This is a genomic window from Agrobacterium sp. 5Ca50 (assembly GCF_055381905.1).
The window spans coordinates 513,979-529,839 of the sequence record NZ_AP026440.1 but is presented as its reverse complement, the minus strand read 5'-3'; the positions used below and the strand labels follow the sequence as shown (position 1 = coordinate 529,839).

General features: G+C 51.7%; 13 protein-coding genes and 1 pseudogene. 2 read left to right on the top strand and 12 right to left on the bottom strand.

The window, feature by feature from the left end; translation table 11 throughout:
* The first annotated feature begins 24 nt into the window (after nucleotides 1-24).
* Nucleotides 25-492 (top strand): MarR family winged helix-turn-helix transcriptional regulator, encoded by a 468-nt coding sequence (locus ACZ5FM_RS24650; RefSeq protein WP_464041094.1) that lies wholly within the window; start codon nucleotides 25-27, stop codon nucleotides 490-492.
* Between the two features lie 127 nt (nucleotides 493-619).
* On the opposite strand, the gene ACZ5FM_RS24645 is transcribed toward ACZ5FM_RS24650, so the two are convergent.
* The 6 genes and pseudogenes from ACZ5FM_RS24645 to ACZ5FM_RS24620 form a co-directional block, all read right to left on the bottom strand.
* Nucleotides 620-1,714, bottom strand: coding sequence for a polyamine ABC transporter substrate-binding protein (locus tag ACZ5FM_RS24645; RefSeq protein WP_464041093.1), 1,095 nt, complete (start codon nucleotides 1,712-1,714; stop codon nucleotides 620-622).
* Between the two features lie 303 nt (nucleotides 1,715-2,017).
* Nucleotides 2,018-2,347, bottom strand: a complete 330-nt coding sequence (locus tag ACZ5FM_RS24640) for a hypothetical protein (RefSeq protein ID WP_275643519.1) — start codon at nucleotides 2,345-2,347, stop codon at nucleotides 2,018-2,020.
* Nucleotides 2,348-2,587: 240 nt separating this feature from the next.
* On the bottom strand, nucleotides 2,588-4,189 hold the full coding sequence (locus ACZ5FM_RS24635) for a GMC family oxidoreductase (RefSeq protein WP_464041092.1): 1,602 nt from the start codon (nucleotides 4,187-4,189) through the stop codon (nucleotides 2,588-2,590).
* Nucleotides 4,190-4,411: 222 nt separating this feature from the next.
* On the bottom strand, nucleotides 4,412-5,188 hold the full coding sequence (locus ACZ5FM_RS24630; protein WP_275643504.1) for an alpha/beta fold hydrolase: 777 nt from the start codon (nucleotides 5,186-5,188) through the stop codon (nucleotides 4,412-4,414).
* A gap of 307 nt (nucleotides 5,189-5,495) precedes the next feature.
* Nucleotides 5,496-6,553, bottom strand: a pseudogene (locus tag ACZ5FM_RS24625) (amidohydrolase).
* Between the two features lie 191 nt (nucleotides 6,554-6,744).
* Entirely contained in the window at nucleotides 6,745-6,990 is a 246-nt protein-coding gene (locus ACZ5FM_RS24620; protein ID WP_464041091.1) for a hypothetical protein, read from the bottom strand.
* Between the two features lie 176 nt (nucleotides 6,991-7,166).
* On the opposite strand from ACZ5FM_RS24620, the gene ACZ5FM_RS24615 reads away from it, so the two are divergent.
* The gene (locus ACZ5FM_RS24615) at nucleotides 7,167-8,246 is read left to right on the top strand and encodes a helix-turn-helix domain-containing protein (protein WP_464041090.1); all 1,080 of its coding nucleotides are present in this window, start codon (nucleotides 7,167-7,169) and stop codon (nucleotides 8,244-8,246) included.
* Between the two features lie 24 nt (nucleotides 8,247-8,270).
* Here the strand turns inward: ACZ5FM_RS24615 and ACZ5FM_RS24610 are convergent, their stop codons facing one another.
* From ACZ5FM_RS24610 to ACZ5FM_RS24585, 6 genes are all read right to left on the bottom strand, one after another.
* The gene (locus ACZ5FM_RS24610; RefSeq protein ID WP_464041089.1) at nucleotides 8,271-8,642 is read right to left on the bottom strand and encodes a hypothetical protein; all 372 of its coding nucleotides are present in this window, start codon (nucleotides 8,640-8,642) and stop codon (nucleotides 8,271-8,273) included.
* Nucleotides 8,639-9,499 carry a DODA-type extradiol aromatic ring-opening family dioxygenase gene (locus tag ACZ5FM_RS24605; RefSeq protein ID WP_464041088.1) on the bottom strand — a complete coding sequence of 287 codons (861 nt, stop codon included), beginning with the start codon at nucleotides 9,497-9,499 and terminating at the stop codon, nucleotides 8,639-8,641. The genes ACZ5FM_RS24610 and ACZ5FM_RS24605 overlap by 4 nt, the downstream gene beginning before the upstream one ends.
* Nucleotides 9,500-9,755: 256 nt before the next feature.
* Nucleotides 9,756-10,496: a response regulator gene (locus ACZ5FM_RS24600; protein WP_275643513.1), complete on the bottom strand. Its 741-nt coding sequence runs from the start codon at nucleotides 10,494-10,496 to the stop codon at nucleotides 9,756-9,758.
* Nucleotides 10,497-11,286: 790 nt separating this feature from the next.
* A complete protein-coding gene (locus ACZ5FM_RS24595; protein ID WP_464041087.1) occupies nucleotides 11,287-13,812 on the bottom strand; it encodes a two-component system VirA-like sensor kinase in 2,526 nt (841 codons plus the stop codon).
* On the bottom strand, nucleotides 13,769-14,797 hold the full coding sequence (locus ACZ5FM_RS24590; protein ID WP_464041085.1) for a cytochrome-c peroxidase: 1,029 nt from the start codon (nucleotides 14,795-14,797) through the stop codon (nucleotides 13,769-13,771). Before ACZ5FM_RS24590 ends, ACZ5FM_RS24595 begins: the two co-directional genes overlap by 44 nt.
* A 129-nt stretch (nucleotides 14,798-14,926) precedes the next feature.
* A complete protein-coding gene (locus tag ACZ5FM_RS24585; protein ID WP_464041084.1) occupies nucleotides 14,927-15,658 on the bottom strand; it encodes a phosphatase PAP2 family protein in 732 nt (243 codons plus the stop codon).
* Nucleotides 15,659-15,861: the final 203 nt, after the last annotated feature.

Below are 15,861 nucleotides of genomic sequence, written 5' to 3'. Positions count from 1 at the left end.
TCTTTGAGTGACAGGAGCACTCAAATGACTGATAAAGCCAATCCCCCGCCCCCTTTAACCGCACAGCTGTGCTACTCGATCTACTCGGCCGGGATCGCAATACAGCGAGCATACAAGCCTTTTCTTGACGAACTCGGTCTGACTTACCCCCAGTATCTCGTGCTAAATATTCTTTGGGCTCAAGATGAGCAAACGGTTGGATCGATCGCCAACAGCCTCGCCCTGGAATCCAGTACACTGACACCTCTCCTGAAGCGACTGGAAGTTGCAGGCCTGTTGCATAGAACTCGCAGCAAAGAGAATGAACGACAAGTTGTTGTGGCGCTTACTGAAGAGGGGCGCACGTTGCAGCGAAAAGCTGGTTGTCTCAGCGACGCGTTACTATCAGCGTCTGCACATAGTCCACATGATCTGGGCCTTCTCAACCGCGACATCAGAAATCTACGCGACGCAATTTACGCGAACATTGAAGGTTGGAGTGCTCCCGTCTGACCGACGAGAGCCCAGCATCTGTGTCAAGCACTTTAACGACACTGTAAATGCATCCCCCCCAAGATCAGTGCGTTCGTAACGTGGGCCATTAAGAAATGGCCCACCGCATTTTCTTGGGGCAGCTCGCCTAATTCTCTGATTTGAGCGCTGTCCACAGCCTGTTCAGCACACGCTGTTGCGTAGCGTCGTATGGTGAAATTGTAAAAAGCCTGTCGAGGACCGCCGCTGAAGGATAGACTGAGGGGTTTTTGCGAACTTCCTCATCTAGAAACTCTTGAGATGCAAGGTTACCATTTGCGTATTGTACGTAATTGGAAGCTCTGGCAATGACTTCGGGCTTCATCAGATAATTGATGAAGGCATGTGCTTCATCCACGTTTTTTGCATCGGCAGGAATGGCCAGATTGTCAAACCACATATAAGTGCCCTCTTTGGGAATGACGTAACCCAAATTGACCCCGTTGCCAGCTTCTTCCGCCCTTGCCTTCGCCTGCAGCACGTCACCCGAGAAACCGATCGAAATGCAAATGTCGCCTGTTGCAAGCTCATTGATATAGGCCGACGAGTTGAACGAGCGCACCGACGCACGGATTGATTTGAAGACCTCAACACCACTCTTGAGATCATCCGACTGTTTGCTATCGGGATTTTTACCGAGGTAAGACATGGCAATAGCGACCGTCTCGTCAGGCGCGTCCAAAATATTGATGCCGCACGCTGCGAGCTTTTTTGCATTGTCGGGGGCAAAAAGTACGTCCCAGCTGTCGACTGCGACATCGCCTAACGCAGTTTTGACCTTCTCGACATTATATCCGATACTTGTCGTTCCCCACATGTAATTGACGGCATATTGATTTCCAGGGTCATAAGCGGCAAGCCGTGTCATGATGTCCGGCCACATATTGCGGAGATTGGGGAGCTTTGATTTATCCAGTTTCTGGAAAACCCCTGCGTTGATCTGTCTGGCAAGGAAGGGGCCGGTCGGAACAACAACATCGTAGCCTGATGCTCCTGCGAGGAGTTTTGTCTCAAGCAGTTCGTTGTTGTCGAATACGTCGTATATAACCTTTATTCCTGTTTCTTTTGTAAAATCATCAAGTATTGACTGTTCGATATAGTCGGACCAGTTGTAAACATGCACAACGCGGTCAGCAGCAATGGCGGAAGTCGCACTACCGATAACGGCAGCGACGAAGATTACGCGCAACAATATTTCGTGCATAAAAGCCTCTTTTATGAAGTTGATGACATAGCGTCGCGAGTAATTCAGTGTGAGAGGGACGCTTTGACAGTGCCGACAAAGAATTGCCAGGCCGCGCCCCTACGGGGCTAATGGCAGCAGCCAAGACGTTTCTGGATCAAACTGGGCACACCTATTGAAATACGGACGACGGCCAAAAATGCGTGCGGCCTGTTTCGTCTGTATTTCCGTTTTATGGATTCACATTTCAATTGCAGTACGACACCTGCGAGTTGCGCTATGGTGACTGGCGAAACTAAAGCAAAGAATGGTGCGCGCAGAACATTATCGATGGCACAGAATCAAATATAAAACGGCCATGATGCTCAGCAGAGATAAGGCTGCCGCGCCGATCGTGTATAGTTGTCGGAATTCATCTGGTTCGCCATCGGAAGAATGGAATGACTGTTCATTGCGTTGACTCACATCCAACGCAACGGGCAAATCAGGAGCGCATTTGGCACCAATTTTCTCCCCGGATTTATCAAATAACCGATCTTGATAATCCCACGATATCAGCGCTTTCCTGCGTCTCTTGGATCGCTTTGTATTGAGGTCTTCAGGTCTGTCACTACTTGGCGCTTTTTCAGCATAGTCCTCGGGTCCAAATCCCATTCCCTCACCTCCGTCGCGTGAGAGACTAGAATTTCATGGCCTCTTTTCAGCCGAGTTACATTTCATTACTCATGTCTTATAAATGAAACATGCCCAATTATTTGAAAGGTCTGCTCACACAGGGTGGCGAAGTTCGTCTCACTCTTACTGAGGGGTCACAACAAGGCGGCGTTGCCACTAGCTCCCATCAATACGACGCAGCTTACAGGCTCTGAGTAGCCTGTAAGCCAGTCTTAAAGGTCAGGACGAAATTCCGTTATCCGCCTTTAACATGTCTGCCGCACGCTCGCCGACCACCACACACGGAGCCATCAAGTTGCCGACGGGTATTCTCGGCATAACCGAGGCGTCGGCAACGCGCAGATTTTTGACACCATACACACGCAGGCGTGAATCAACGACTGACATGGCATCTCGTCCCATTTTGGCCGTACACGACTGGTGCCAATACGTGACGGCAGAGTTGCGTATAAAGTTCTCCATACTTGCACGGTCGCGTATGGCGGGAATGACTTCCCGCTTGATCAAGGACCGAAAACGATCACTATTGCCCAATTCCCTGCACAATTCGATAGTGCGAAAGGCTGTGTCCATGTCCTGAGGATCGCTCAGTGAGTTGGGTGTAACAATAATCGGGTCGTCGGGTTGCGGGCCGGACAGGTGAACGCGTCCACGGCTCTTGGGCTGGGCAAGCCCGGCGAACATCGTCCAACCGTGTTCAGGCGCTTGCAATCCTACCTCAGGTGGCGGCGGCACTGCGAATTCCAGCTGGCACTGCACAATATCAGGCGCAGGCAAGCGCGCGTCGCTCTTTGCATAGAGCACTGCTTCGCAGCCGCCACCACCGACCAATTGAGGTTTCAGATATTCCCAGGTGCAGCCGAAGGCTATGTGGTCCTGATGGTTTTCCCCAACCCCCGGAAGGCCCTGGACGATAGGAATACCGTGGCGTCGCAATTCATTTGCAGGTCCTATACCGGATTGCATAAGCACTTTGGGCGTGTGTACCGCCCCAAGTGATAGAACCACTTCGCGATCCGCACCGAAACGCAAAATCTTATCACCAACCATGGCTTCTACGCCGACGGCTGTCTTGCCTGAAAGAATGATCCGAGTGACAAGCGCGCCCGTCAAGACCGTGAGGTTTGGCTGATCCATGATCGGTTGCGTATAAGAGCGAAAAATCGACTGCCGCTTGTTGTCACGGATTCGCAACTCAGCAATGGCGGCTCCGCCGTCACCCTCCATCATCTCGCCATTGGCGCTTTCAAATTTCGCGATGCCGAGATCCTTAGCAGCGTCAACCGTGATTTCCGCAAGCGGCTGAGGGGAATGGGGTTGTGCGACATATACCGGTCCACCCGCCCCCCGTCGTGTCGGATCGGCTTTACCCTGCCAATCTTCAATACGACGGTAATAGTTCAGAATAGAATCGTATCCCCAGTCCGGATCACCTGTCTCATCAGCAAAATAGTCCCAGTCAGCCTTGTGACCGCGGGCCCATACCATCACATTGATACTAGACCCACCGCCGAGTACCTTGCCCATGTTCAAGGGAAGACGACGACCATTAAGGTGTGGTGAGGGCTCGCCTTCGAATGCCCAGTCGTGCGATGAACCAAGATTAAGCGGCCATTGTGCCGGGTCTGAAATCGAAGGCGCGTTGTCGTCGCCACCAGCCTCCATAAGAAGGACCTGAACGTTTTTGTCCTGGGCCAGTCGAGTGGCAACCACAGAGCCGCTAGAGCCAGCTCCGCAGATGATGAAATCGAAATGGGTACGAAATTTGGTGCGATGAGCCCGTGATTCCGGACCGTCGCGGTCTGTTGTGGCGTGTTCCATAAGTCACCTTGTATGTTGAATTACATGTGTTGTTGCGCCGAGCGCAATGCTCAACCGATCTATGTCGGGAGCCGCGTTAGATAGAGATTTCAGCTTGTGGCCCGTCAGTTTCATTTGAAGTGAACGGGCCGAACTCGTCTGGAAAATGTTGCATTGGTGTTTTCAAGCGAGTGCATTTTTGCACTCGCTTGATGTTTCTGTTGTCAGTTTGCTTTGTTGTTGTCAGTTGGCTTTGTTCTGGATTGTCTTGGCGGCCTCATCGATCGTGTCTGCGACCACCTTTGGCTGCGTCATGAACAGCGCATGGCTGGCTGAGACCTTGGTAATCTTCGCCTTGATCCGCTCAGCCATGTGAATGAGCATCGCCTGATCAAAGGCCTTGTCTTCCGTGGCAATGACAGCCCAGCTGGGCTTGGTGCGCCAGGCAGCATTTTTGAGCTTTGTGCCAAACACCTCCAGATTGATAGGAACCTGCGAGTCTCGCATGAAGGCAGCATCTTCATCACTGACATCATGGGCAAACCCGGCTTTGAATTTCTCGGGGCTGACAAAACCGAAGCCGTCATCAGCCTTGTCGATCACAAATTCGGAGGCTGGGGCAAAACCCTCATATTGCTGGCCGGTCGTTTCACCAGCATCTGGCGACAGGGCCGACACGTACACCAGGCCAGCGACATTGGCGTGAATGCCTGCTTCCGTGATGACGGTACCGCCCCAGGAGTGACCGACAAGAATGGTTGGGCCGTCCTGACGGTCGAGTGCGCGGTTTGTCGCGGCAACATCGTCGTCAAGAGATGTCAGGGGGTTCTGGACAATCGTGACCTTGTAGCCACGCTGGGTGAGCTGATCGTAAACGCCGCGCCACCCCGAACCGTCTGCGAATGCACCGTGGACGAGGACGACATTCTTGACGGGCTGGGCTGCTGATACTGAAGTTGACTGTCCTGCGGCGGCGATAGCGATAGCGGCGGCAGCTGTGAGGAATTTGTTGTCGGTCATCTGCATCACTCCGTGTTATGCGATAACTATTATCGCGATAACTATATAAAACCAGACATCAGCAGGACAGTCAACTCCTTTTTTTCGAGACGGGTTTATTGGCGCTCGCAAGTCCGGCTGGTTATGATGTTACCGTCGCGCCGTAATGTTGTTTTGTCGTGCACAGACTGAGACAAAATCTTTTCTCTTCAAATAGTTGGATGGCATTTGCAACAATGCCATCTATTTAGATGCAAGCATGGGCATACGCGTGCCCCTCGCCACCTGCTCGAAAATCAGCAGGATATTGAGCTGCGCCACCACGCAGTCATTCATCATGGGAGAGAATTGTCTCAACGAGGCGAACCCAGTAACTCACGCCGAACGGGATGACGTCATCGTTAAAATCGTAGGCGGGATTATGTAATCCTGGCGTATCGCCGTTTCCTATGATTATGAAAGCACCCGGTCTGCTTTCCAGCATATAGGCGAAGTCCTCTGTTGCCATGCGGGGCTTGATGTCAGACGCTACCGCCTTTTCACCAACGACCAGTTTTGCCACTTCTAGAGCAATCTCGGTCTCCTTCTCATGGTTGAATGTTACGGGATAACCGTGGTTATAAGACACGTCTGCTGTGGCCCCAAAGATGCTTGTCGTTAATCGCGTCACATCCTTCAGTCTCCTTTCCGCAAATGCGCGCATTTCAGCGTTCAACGTTCGCACGGTCCCAGTCAATCACACCGTGTTGGGGATGACGTTATGCGCATTCCCCCCTTGAATGGATGCGACCGTAATCACCAGTGCATCTGATGGTTCGGTTTCGCGCGACTCGATTGTCTGGAGCGCGATGACAAGGTGGGAGGCGACCACAATGGGATCAATGGAGAGATGTGGTTGGCCAGCATGCCCGCCACGACCGTGAACAACGATATCAAAAGTGTCGGCAGCAGCCAGAATTGCTCCTGTCCGGATTGCAAAATATCCAACAGGAAGCATAGGCTCGTTATGCATCCCAAACACACGTTCTATGTTAAACCTTTCCATGAGCCCGTCCTTGACCATGGCAAGCGCCCCAGCCCCACCTTCCTCAGCTGGCTGAAAGATAACAGCCACTGCACCTCGAAAATTGCGCGTTCCACTGAGATAACGAGTGGCTCCGAGGAGCATGGCCATGTGACCATCGTGCCCGCAGGAATGCGCACGACCGGATATCCTCGACGCCCAGGATTTGCCGCTTCGTTCAAGGATCGGCAGGGCATCCATATCTGCCCGCAACCCGATGACCGGCCCCTCGCCCAACGTGCCTTTGTAAGCCCCACAACCCCGGTTTCGCCGATACCAGTCTCAATCACATCGCAACCGAATTGCGAGAGTTTGTCAGTGATGAAACGGGCAGTCGCATGGACGCCGTAGAGAAGTTCCGGGTTCTGGTGGAGATGTCGCCGCCAAGCAATCACGTCATCACCCACCTCGCAAATACCGTGCGCAAGCAGCATCTTGAAAATCCTATGTCTTGAATAATGACAGACCACCATGCTGATCGCACACTCGCCATCAGCACATTCGAGCCGGGTGGTCAGTCGTTGTGATCTGGATCCAATGGAGCCACCTTGTCTTGACCGTCCGTCAGGCGGCCGTCGATTTGCAAATGCGGAAAATCGCCCTCGTCAGCCAACGGGTAATATGGAGAGAAGTAGTAGGCTACACTGCCAATACCGACGATTTGTTTGAGAAACGAAAACACTCTGCTGGCGCGCTTGAGAAGCGCAGAGTACAGCGGGCTAAGCCACGAAATGGTTCCTGAAGAAACACTCAACTTCATGACAAATCTCCCGCCTTTAGGCCGCCTTAGGAAGCCTGCAGGTTGGCGAGGTGAGGTTTCGCTTTCGTATCAGCGATGGGTGTGTTGACTACAAATGGAATAGATTGCCAATTCCAACACTTCTTGCATATTTTCCATATTTTACTATATCTAATGTTCAATGAGTGGGTAAGTACGTGAAAGATATTCTGACTACGGCGGACGCTGCGGAGTTATTAGGTGTTTCTGTGCGAACTGCCCAGTTATGGGTAGAAAGCGGTCAATTGCCGTCTTGGAAAACACCAGGCGGACACAGACGAATTCCCCGCCAGGCGGTTCTGGATCTGATTGATGATCCCCATTCCGATGATGTTCGGGTTTCAGCCCGCGGTGTGGTTGTCGCGGCTCAAGGTCGCGGTGCCCACTGGCAGCTGACCGGCCTTCCAGGATCGGGCTTGCTCCTGGATGTCGTGGAAGATGTCGAGGCCTTGTCCAAGTTGATCGCGGTCATCCCTCCTATGCTGATTATCGTTGAAAACGCAAATGAACCTGATCGAAAGCGGCTCATAACCGCGCTCGGCAACGATGTTCGCTACAGACAAACGCTTATCGTCAGTGCAACCGAAGCCGACGTTAATCATCCAGCGACGCGGATGTCCCGGCGGGTACAAGTGAAGATGTCGAGCGACGTCTCGCAGATGAGCGCAGCGGTCGTGGATTATCTGCGATCTACCAAGCCAGCTGATAATTTGTCCGCCGGCTTTCCGACGCCCTGGAATGAACGTGCGCGTCTGGAGGCAGTGAAGCAGTCCGAGTTGCTTCAATCGGCACCCGACACGAGCTTTGATCGCCTTGTACGCTTGGCAGCCGACGTCACACATGCTCCTGTCGCAATGTTCACTTTGATCACCAAGGACGCACAGTGGTTCAAATCGCGAATAGGGTTTGAGGGAGAACAGACCCCTCGAGACTGGGCATTCTGTAACAGTACGCTCATGGCAAACAAATTTACGGTGATAGAAGACCTTTCGAGAGTTGAGATATTCGAGGGCAATCCGGCGCTTGCAGCGCCATTTGGTTTTCGATTTTACGCGGGCGCTCCCGTTCGCGACAAATTCGACTTTGCGCTTGGCTCAATATGCGTCATCGACGTTGTACCGCGTACCTTGGCCCCTTCTGAGTTCGAAGCGCTGACAACTATAGCCGAGGCAACGACCAACTTAATTCGCGTTCGCGCCCAACAACGAGAAGAGCAAAACGCGTATTCTGCCATCTGAGCAGGACACACACGTCGGCAGCGCTTACGTGGCCACGGATGGGTAGGTGAGGCCCTGCCAATGCGCCAACTTACCCGCAAATTCCCGCTGAAATGATAGCGGTCCTGACCTCGCGGCATATGGCTCGTCGTAGATGCCTATGAAAATAGTGAGATTGAGAAAAAAATGTGCTCCCATCTCAAACAAAGCCACGAAGTCATGTGCGGTGAGCGCGTTGCGCTCATCTGCCGTCAAGCTCATAACTGTCGATTCCTCAGCTGAATTTGACAGCAGAGTCGCACCGATCGTTTGTTCCCAGCGTGCGACAAGGCCATGTGGATCGATGGTATACTGCCGCAACAAAGCGGGATCACGGTCCACCATGAAGAGAAACTTGTTGACGAAGTATTTACTCACGCGGCAGGCTCCTTTGGATACCAGGTAAAATATGCTTCCATTGTGTGAAACAGATCGAGATTGTCGACGTAGTCAGCACATTCCGCACCGGCGACCCCCAGCATCAGTATAAAATTCAGAAAACCGTGCGTCGCATTTCCGCTTTTTTGCATACTCTCGTGGCTGACATTTCGAAGTAATGCTTCGACGTCACCATTACGTAGCCACTCAATAGCTTGCCGGTCAAATATCGGATCCGGGCCGGTCTCCGTGAATTGACGAGGTCCACCCAACTCTAGGGAAAGATGGCCGGTACCGATTGCTGCGACCCTTTTCGAAGATGGAAAGTCCTCGATCGCTCGGCGAATAGCCTGCCCAAGGTCATAAAACCGTCTGATTGACGGTAAGGGTGGTGCAAAGATATTGGTGTATATTGGCACAATGGGCAGGTCGTTTTGGGGCCGTAAAGTAATGATCGGGCAAACGATCGAGTGGTCGATCTTCAGTTCATTGGAAAATGCAAAGTCGAAGTTCTGATCAAGCAATGACTGGTGCATGAACGCCGACATAGCCTCATCGCCCTGCAACATATATTTCGGCAGGCCGAATTCGCGCTCTTCGTTATAAAATGTCGCGTCATACCTTGGGGCCTTGCCGATCAGAAATTGCGGACAATTATCCAGAAAAATCTGATGAAAATGGTCAGATCCGACCATGACGAGGATATCAGGCTGCGCGCGTGCCAAAGTCTCGCGATACGCTTCAACTTTGAGTCTCCATTCCCGCGCCTGAGGCATCTGCTCCTCGACAGGCGCTGTGGTCGCTCTAAGATAAAATGGGTGGTGAGTGGATGCCAGTGTGGCAACTAGTTTAGCCAATGCCCTGCTCCTAAATAAACAGATAGGGTTAAGTCGGGCCAGACTGAAGCATTGAGAATGCCAGTGCGATTTAACCTGCCCGAACTGTAAGGTTTGCATCAGCTTTCGTAGGCAGGAATGCTTTCGCGGTTGTTTCAGATATGCATGTTTCTGTTGCGGGTGTAACAGTTAGTCGGGACGCGCGGTGACAGCCGCGCGCCGTATTTCGAGGACATCCTCGTCCTTGATCGCTTCATGACACTGCAGGGAGCGACACCTATGCTCTGCCGACCATCCTGCTAGCCGCGCCTCTGTACGTCGCGGTTACATCCGCATCAAACATGTAACCGGCGCCCCTCTCTGTCTTGATTAACGCTGGCTGAGAAGGATCCTTCTCCAGCTTTCGGCGTAATCTCAGGATCAGAACATCGATACTCCTATCGAACACTTCTTCATTGTAAATTCGGCTTGCCGAAAGGAGCTGCTCACGTGACAGGACCTGACGCGGCGACCGCAGAAAAGCTGTCAAAAGGTTGAACTCACCTGCCGTCAGCTTCACTTCTTGTTCGCCGCAATACATCAGCTTACGAAGCTTGATGTTGAGCTCCCATTCGTTGAATGAATATATTTTCTTGTCTTTATTGACTTCTATGGCAGGTTTTTCACGCAACGATGATCGAACGCGTGCCAACAACTCCCGCGTGCCAAAGGGCTTAGTGATGTAGTCGACAGCTCCCAGTTCCAGACCAACGACTTTGTCAGCCTCTTCAAGTCTGTCTCCGCTTATGATTATAATCGGGTAATCAGACGTGCTTGATAGCTTTCGAACGATGTCGAGACCGTCTTCGTTTCCCAAATTAAGATCGACGATGATTAGGTCAATCGGGTCTGTGCTCAGAACTCTGGCAAGGTCCTGGCTTCCGCTGAGAACAGTTACCCGAAAGGCATGCTGCGAAAGGTAGTCCTTCAACAAGCTGCGCATGGCGGAATCGTCGTCTATCACCAATATGTGTTTCACGGCGCGGCTCCAATCTCCGCAAGGCAAATGACGGCTAATTGCTCGTCTCTACCTAAAACGTTGCAGTCCATGGGTCTTCGGTTCGGAACGGAATGTTTTGACCGGCACGTGTCCACTATCAGATCCTCGGCCCTTGCAGACCCGCAAGCTATTCGATGGCAGTGGCCCAAGAGGCGTTTCAGCAAATCATACACTTTGAGTTTCCTTTTTTGACCTATCAAAAAGTTACGTCTATCGAAGGTTGAAATTACCGTAAATATCATTTGTATCAATTTTATCATTTTGTAAAGCGCCCTTGAAGTTATTAGTTGTTCTGGTTTCGCGTTCCGCGGTGATATTTTTGGGCGGGGTATGTGCTCTCCCTCCTGAGTTTCGGGCTCATGTCCGGAAGCTGGTGAAGGATTGCAAATGCAACATTGCAAAGGGGTCCCAGCCAAGGATCGTTGAGACCGGCACGGTGAGCGGTTGCCTGTTCACTGATCGCTGATTTTTGAGTTTGGTGCTTTTGTAGAGGGGGAGCCAAAGCTAACTGATGTTAGGACACCGCAAATAAATGACCTTACAAGAAGGAGACGACAGCAATGTTTTTCGTTTGAAGCATCGACAGGCAACGAGAAAGGCAATAGCTAAGCCACTGAAAGGACCACAATATATCCTTCTTTGGCTTCATAAATCCATGGAACGCCATGCGACAACGAGGATGTGTTTTGTCGAAAACCAGTTCGAGCAGCACAGGTTTTAAGGCTCAGTCATTGATGACCGTGGCTGCCCGACAATATTAAGTACCCTGTCATATGGAACGGGTCAGACTGTCGAAAATGGCATTTGCCAACGAAGCGGAACTGAACGGGGTTTTCAATATCCTCGATCGAAGGTGAGAAAGTTCCGGGGAAAGTTCGAGGGTTCTGTCGCCCAGCAACAACATTCTCCCCTGCCCAAACACAGTTTCGATGTGACCAAGATCAGCCTTGGCGATAACGCATTTTTGATTGAAAATAGCGAGATCGGCACGCATACCGCGATCAAGCTCCCTGCGTAAACCGACCATGTCGGTGTAACCAATCGGCTCGTAGCCCAATGCGGCGACCTTCTCCTCATAGAGTTCCCGCAGCATCTTGTCCTCCTCAACAATAATCACCTGCTCCCCATTTCCGGTCGGCACCGCGCGCTCATTAAAGAAACTGTCTATCGGTAGCGGCGCTTTGGCTGTGGACGGAAAATAAAGCGAAAACTCAGTGCCTTTGGCGCTTTCACTTTCCACGTTGATGCAACCACCCAAAGCACTGACTATTCCGTGGACGGCAGAAAGGCCAAGACCCGAACCACCAGAACTGGAATTCGTCGTAAAAAATGGCTCAAATATATGGGGCATTACATGGTCTGGGATACCAGGCCCCTCATCTTTGACCGAAAGACAGACATATGCACCTGGCGCAATTTCGCCATGGGACAAAGCCTTTTTGCGAGCGACATTAAAAGTTTGAACCTCGATTTTCACTCTTTGCCCACGAGCCGATGCCTGACTGGCATTTTTGCACAAGTTCATAACCAGCTGGTGGATCTCCACCGGATTGCCTTCGATGACGGCTGGCGTTTGGCAAAGGTACCAGTCCAGCACGACCTTGTTGCCCAAGGTAACCTGCAGGAGAGGCAGGATGTCGGCAATGGCATCAGCAACATCAAATGGTTTGACAATCCGCTCGCGCTTGCGGCTGAAAGTCAAAATCTGATCCACGATATGTTTCGCCCGCGCCCCGCTCTTGAGTATTTCCTCGACATAATTGCGTGTCGCTGACGGTTTTCGAAGAAGCTGAACTGCCATCTCACCGTATCCGAGAATTGCCCCTAAGACATTGTTGAATTCGTGGGCAATGCCTCCAGCCAAAGTCCCGACGGCCTCCAGGCGTTGTGCGTGCTGCAGCCGCGTTTCGAGCCCGTCGCGCTCCTGACGTCCCTTAATTGTCTCGATGAATTCCATGAATGTCTTTAATGTCGCCAGCAACAGGTGCATCTCATCTGTCGTGAAGTGCGCGCGTGCATTGTCAAGCGCAAGAACAAGTACCGCAATGTCATGTTCACCCACTTCAGCACCAACAACCAGATGGCAAATGTTCCTGTCGCGGACATCAAATAGGCTACCCAATCTCATAGAGTGGCAGCAGGATGTCTTGTCGTAGAAGCGAAATGTCGGAGCGCCTTTCTGGCGAATATGATTGCGGGTGAAATCCTTCAGGATAGCCCTGCTTTCACTGCTGTCTGAAAACTGGTGTGCGTCCCTCAGTTCGGACCGATCGGAGTTGTAGATGGCAAAACTTGTGCGATGAGCACCAAAAATGGTTGAGATACGGGCCAGAGCGCGATCCATGAAGTCAGGGAATCTTGAAGGACAGCAATCAACCATATCGTCTTTGATATCCGCTATGACTTGCTCATAGTGCAGTCGTCGCTTGAGACGGGTCGTTTGTGCACGAAGTCGATAGACAAGAACACAAATATAGACTGACAGAAAGGATGCTATGATCCCGAGCATAATGCGGCTGGTAGACGCTCGCGACGACGCATCGGCCGCAATGCTTACGTACTTTGACTGAAGTTTTTCCGCACGAAGTGGTGTTGGCGATGCCTGGATAGCTGCGATCTTGGAATCAACCCGCGGCAACACGGCAAGGATCATCTTTGCGTGCACAATCACGGTACCAAAACTTTTCAAGACCGGAGCTGCGGTGTCGAATTCGGGCAAGTGGGACAGCCTTGCCTGGATCAGGGACTGGAGGCTTTCGTCAGGTCTTGTCGAAAACCGCATCATGAGGTTTCCAAGGTCGCTTGCACGGGCCAGCGCACGTTTGACCACCTCGTTGTCGGATTCGTGTAATGTCGTCAGTGTCTGGCCAAACACACTAATCGAGTTTTGCAAAAGAGCGTTGCGTGTCTTGAACCCTTCAACCAAGACCTCATCTGAATCTATGCCTTTGGCCAAGTCCGTCAGCAGCTGGTGTAATTCGTCGTCATCATTGAAGGGCGGGGTTTTCAGAAGCTCGGTCAGTTCGCTAATGGTACGCCTGAGATTGGAAACAGAATGGACGAGCGCGTCATATGACGGCAATAATCCTGCTCTGGCGCGCAGCACGTCGCGCTGTAAAGACGCATGATTGACATCAACTGCCCTCAAGTTCTGCATAACGGCTTCATGGACAGCACGCCCAGGATCTCTGCCTGCTACCACAAGCGCCAGAATGATTGCCGATATCGTCAGGATCCCGATTGGGAGGATTTCACCGAGACTCGTCAGTGACAGCCGTCGAGAGACGCTTACCATTATAAACCCCGGTCAAACTTTTCAGGAAAGCTTCTAAAGCTGCAATATCTTCGTCGTTGAGCTGGCGACCTAACTGGCTCTCCCCCATGATCGCGATCGCCTCCCGCAACGTTTCGGTTCGACCATCATGAAAGTAAGGCGCGGTGACCTCCACGTTGCGCAGACTTGGCACGCGAAAGACGTTCTCTTCTTTATCGTGGCGCTGCAGCCGCTTTTCCAGATCTTCAGGCTCATGCAAGGAGCGCGCATCCGGATCCCCGAAAACGCCAAATATCTGGAACATGTTGCCACCGATGTTGGATCCTTGATGACAAGACACGCAGCCATACTCCATAAACAATTTCAGGCCCTGTTTCTGGATCGGAGAAAGAGCCTGCTGATTGCCTTCAAGGTACTGATCAAACGACGAGTCCGGGGTAACGAGTGACATTTGGTATGCCACCAGAGCATCTAGAACGTTTTCGCGGTCTGCCTGCCGTCCATATTGCGCTGTAAAAACCTCGATGTAACTTTTTTGCCCATTGAGCCTTGAAAGCAACTCAGGCCATTCAATCGCCATCAGATTTGGATCATGAAGAATGGTCTCGTTCTGCACCGCTAAAGACGTAAACCTGCCCCGCCAACCCAACCGGTAATTGTTGCCTACGTTAAATATCGTGGGCGCGTTGAACTGGTGCACTTTCCCCTTGTATCCAACCGTTCTGGAAAGACGGATCGTGCCACCTGTTTGCAGGTTGTGACAGGTACTGCATGACATTGCATTCTGCCCCGACAGAACAGGGTCGTGAAAGAGACGTCGGCCAAGCGAAATCTTACTTGGATCAAGAACCGGCGGAGGTGGCAGCGGCGCCAAAGCCTCTTGATGGCCCGGATAAGGCTCCAGGCTCGCCGCAAATGTCGTGACAACACTGCACGATATTACAGCCGCCATCGCCAGAGGTTGGACGTATCGTGTTACCGGGAAGCGACGGCGTACTTCATCCATACAGCGTTTCGCTCCCCACGGCTCAACTTTGAAATGACAATCGTGCTCACCTACCAAGGAATGACTAGCCTCCTAGAGCACTTCCAGTAAAGATATCAAATTTCAATTATTTCACAAGTATCAATTTAATCATTTATTGCGTCGTCTAAACAAGGCTGATTGGTCATTATAGGTGAGCGACGGGCGCTTGAAAAAGAGCGGCGAAATGATCGCCGCGCACAGCCACCCTAAGATACATCCACCGAGTACGTCGGTGGGCCAATGCTGCTCAGTAAAGATACGTGACAGGCCAATAAGGACCATCATCCCGAAAGCAGTTCCCCGCCATCCGGGTAATCTCGAGACGATGCAGTAACAAACGGCGCCCGAAAGAGCAGCCTGGGCGGATGGGAACGATTCAAAGGCTCGCGAAACAGAAAATGGGCTGAAGAAAAACATATCGGGCACTGTCAACGTCGTTGGACGAGCCCTGCCAATGGATACTTTCGCAATGATGGCGACTAACAGTGCAAACACGCCGCTGACTAGAACAAAACCAAGAAGTTTTGCAAATGCTGAAGCCAAAGTACGTCTCACGACAAATGCGAAAAGCGTTGTGAGAACGAGTAACGTCGCGATTGCGGACAATAGGTTTGTCGGTTCGGTAAATTCGGTCAGATCCTGAAAAAAAACCTTAACGACTGCTGGCGTTTCTCGAGCAGCCATCACGACGGCCTCGTCAAAAGAAGCCACAGCTCCAAATGCGATGACCACGAGGCAGGCCCTAGTTATTCTGGCTTTACGCGAGTCCGGAATTTGCGAGCTGTCTTTACTGGTATCTGTTGATAGGCCTGACAGCCATTTTACGGATTTCAACACCATGGGTTCTCGAGCCTTAATTGTACGATGGTCTAGACATGCATGTCGCATCACGTGCGATTCACGACCGCAAGGCCGGAATGCGTTTCAGACTTTTGAACTTCAGCGTTATGTCGGTGAGGTGGAAAATCATTACACTTGAAATACGAGACTGCGACGCGCCGGGTAAACATTCGCGCATCAAAGGGGCACCGCTAGCTGCCTAT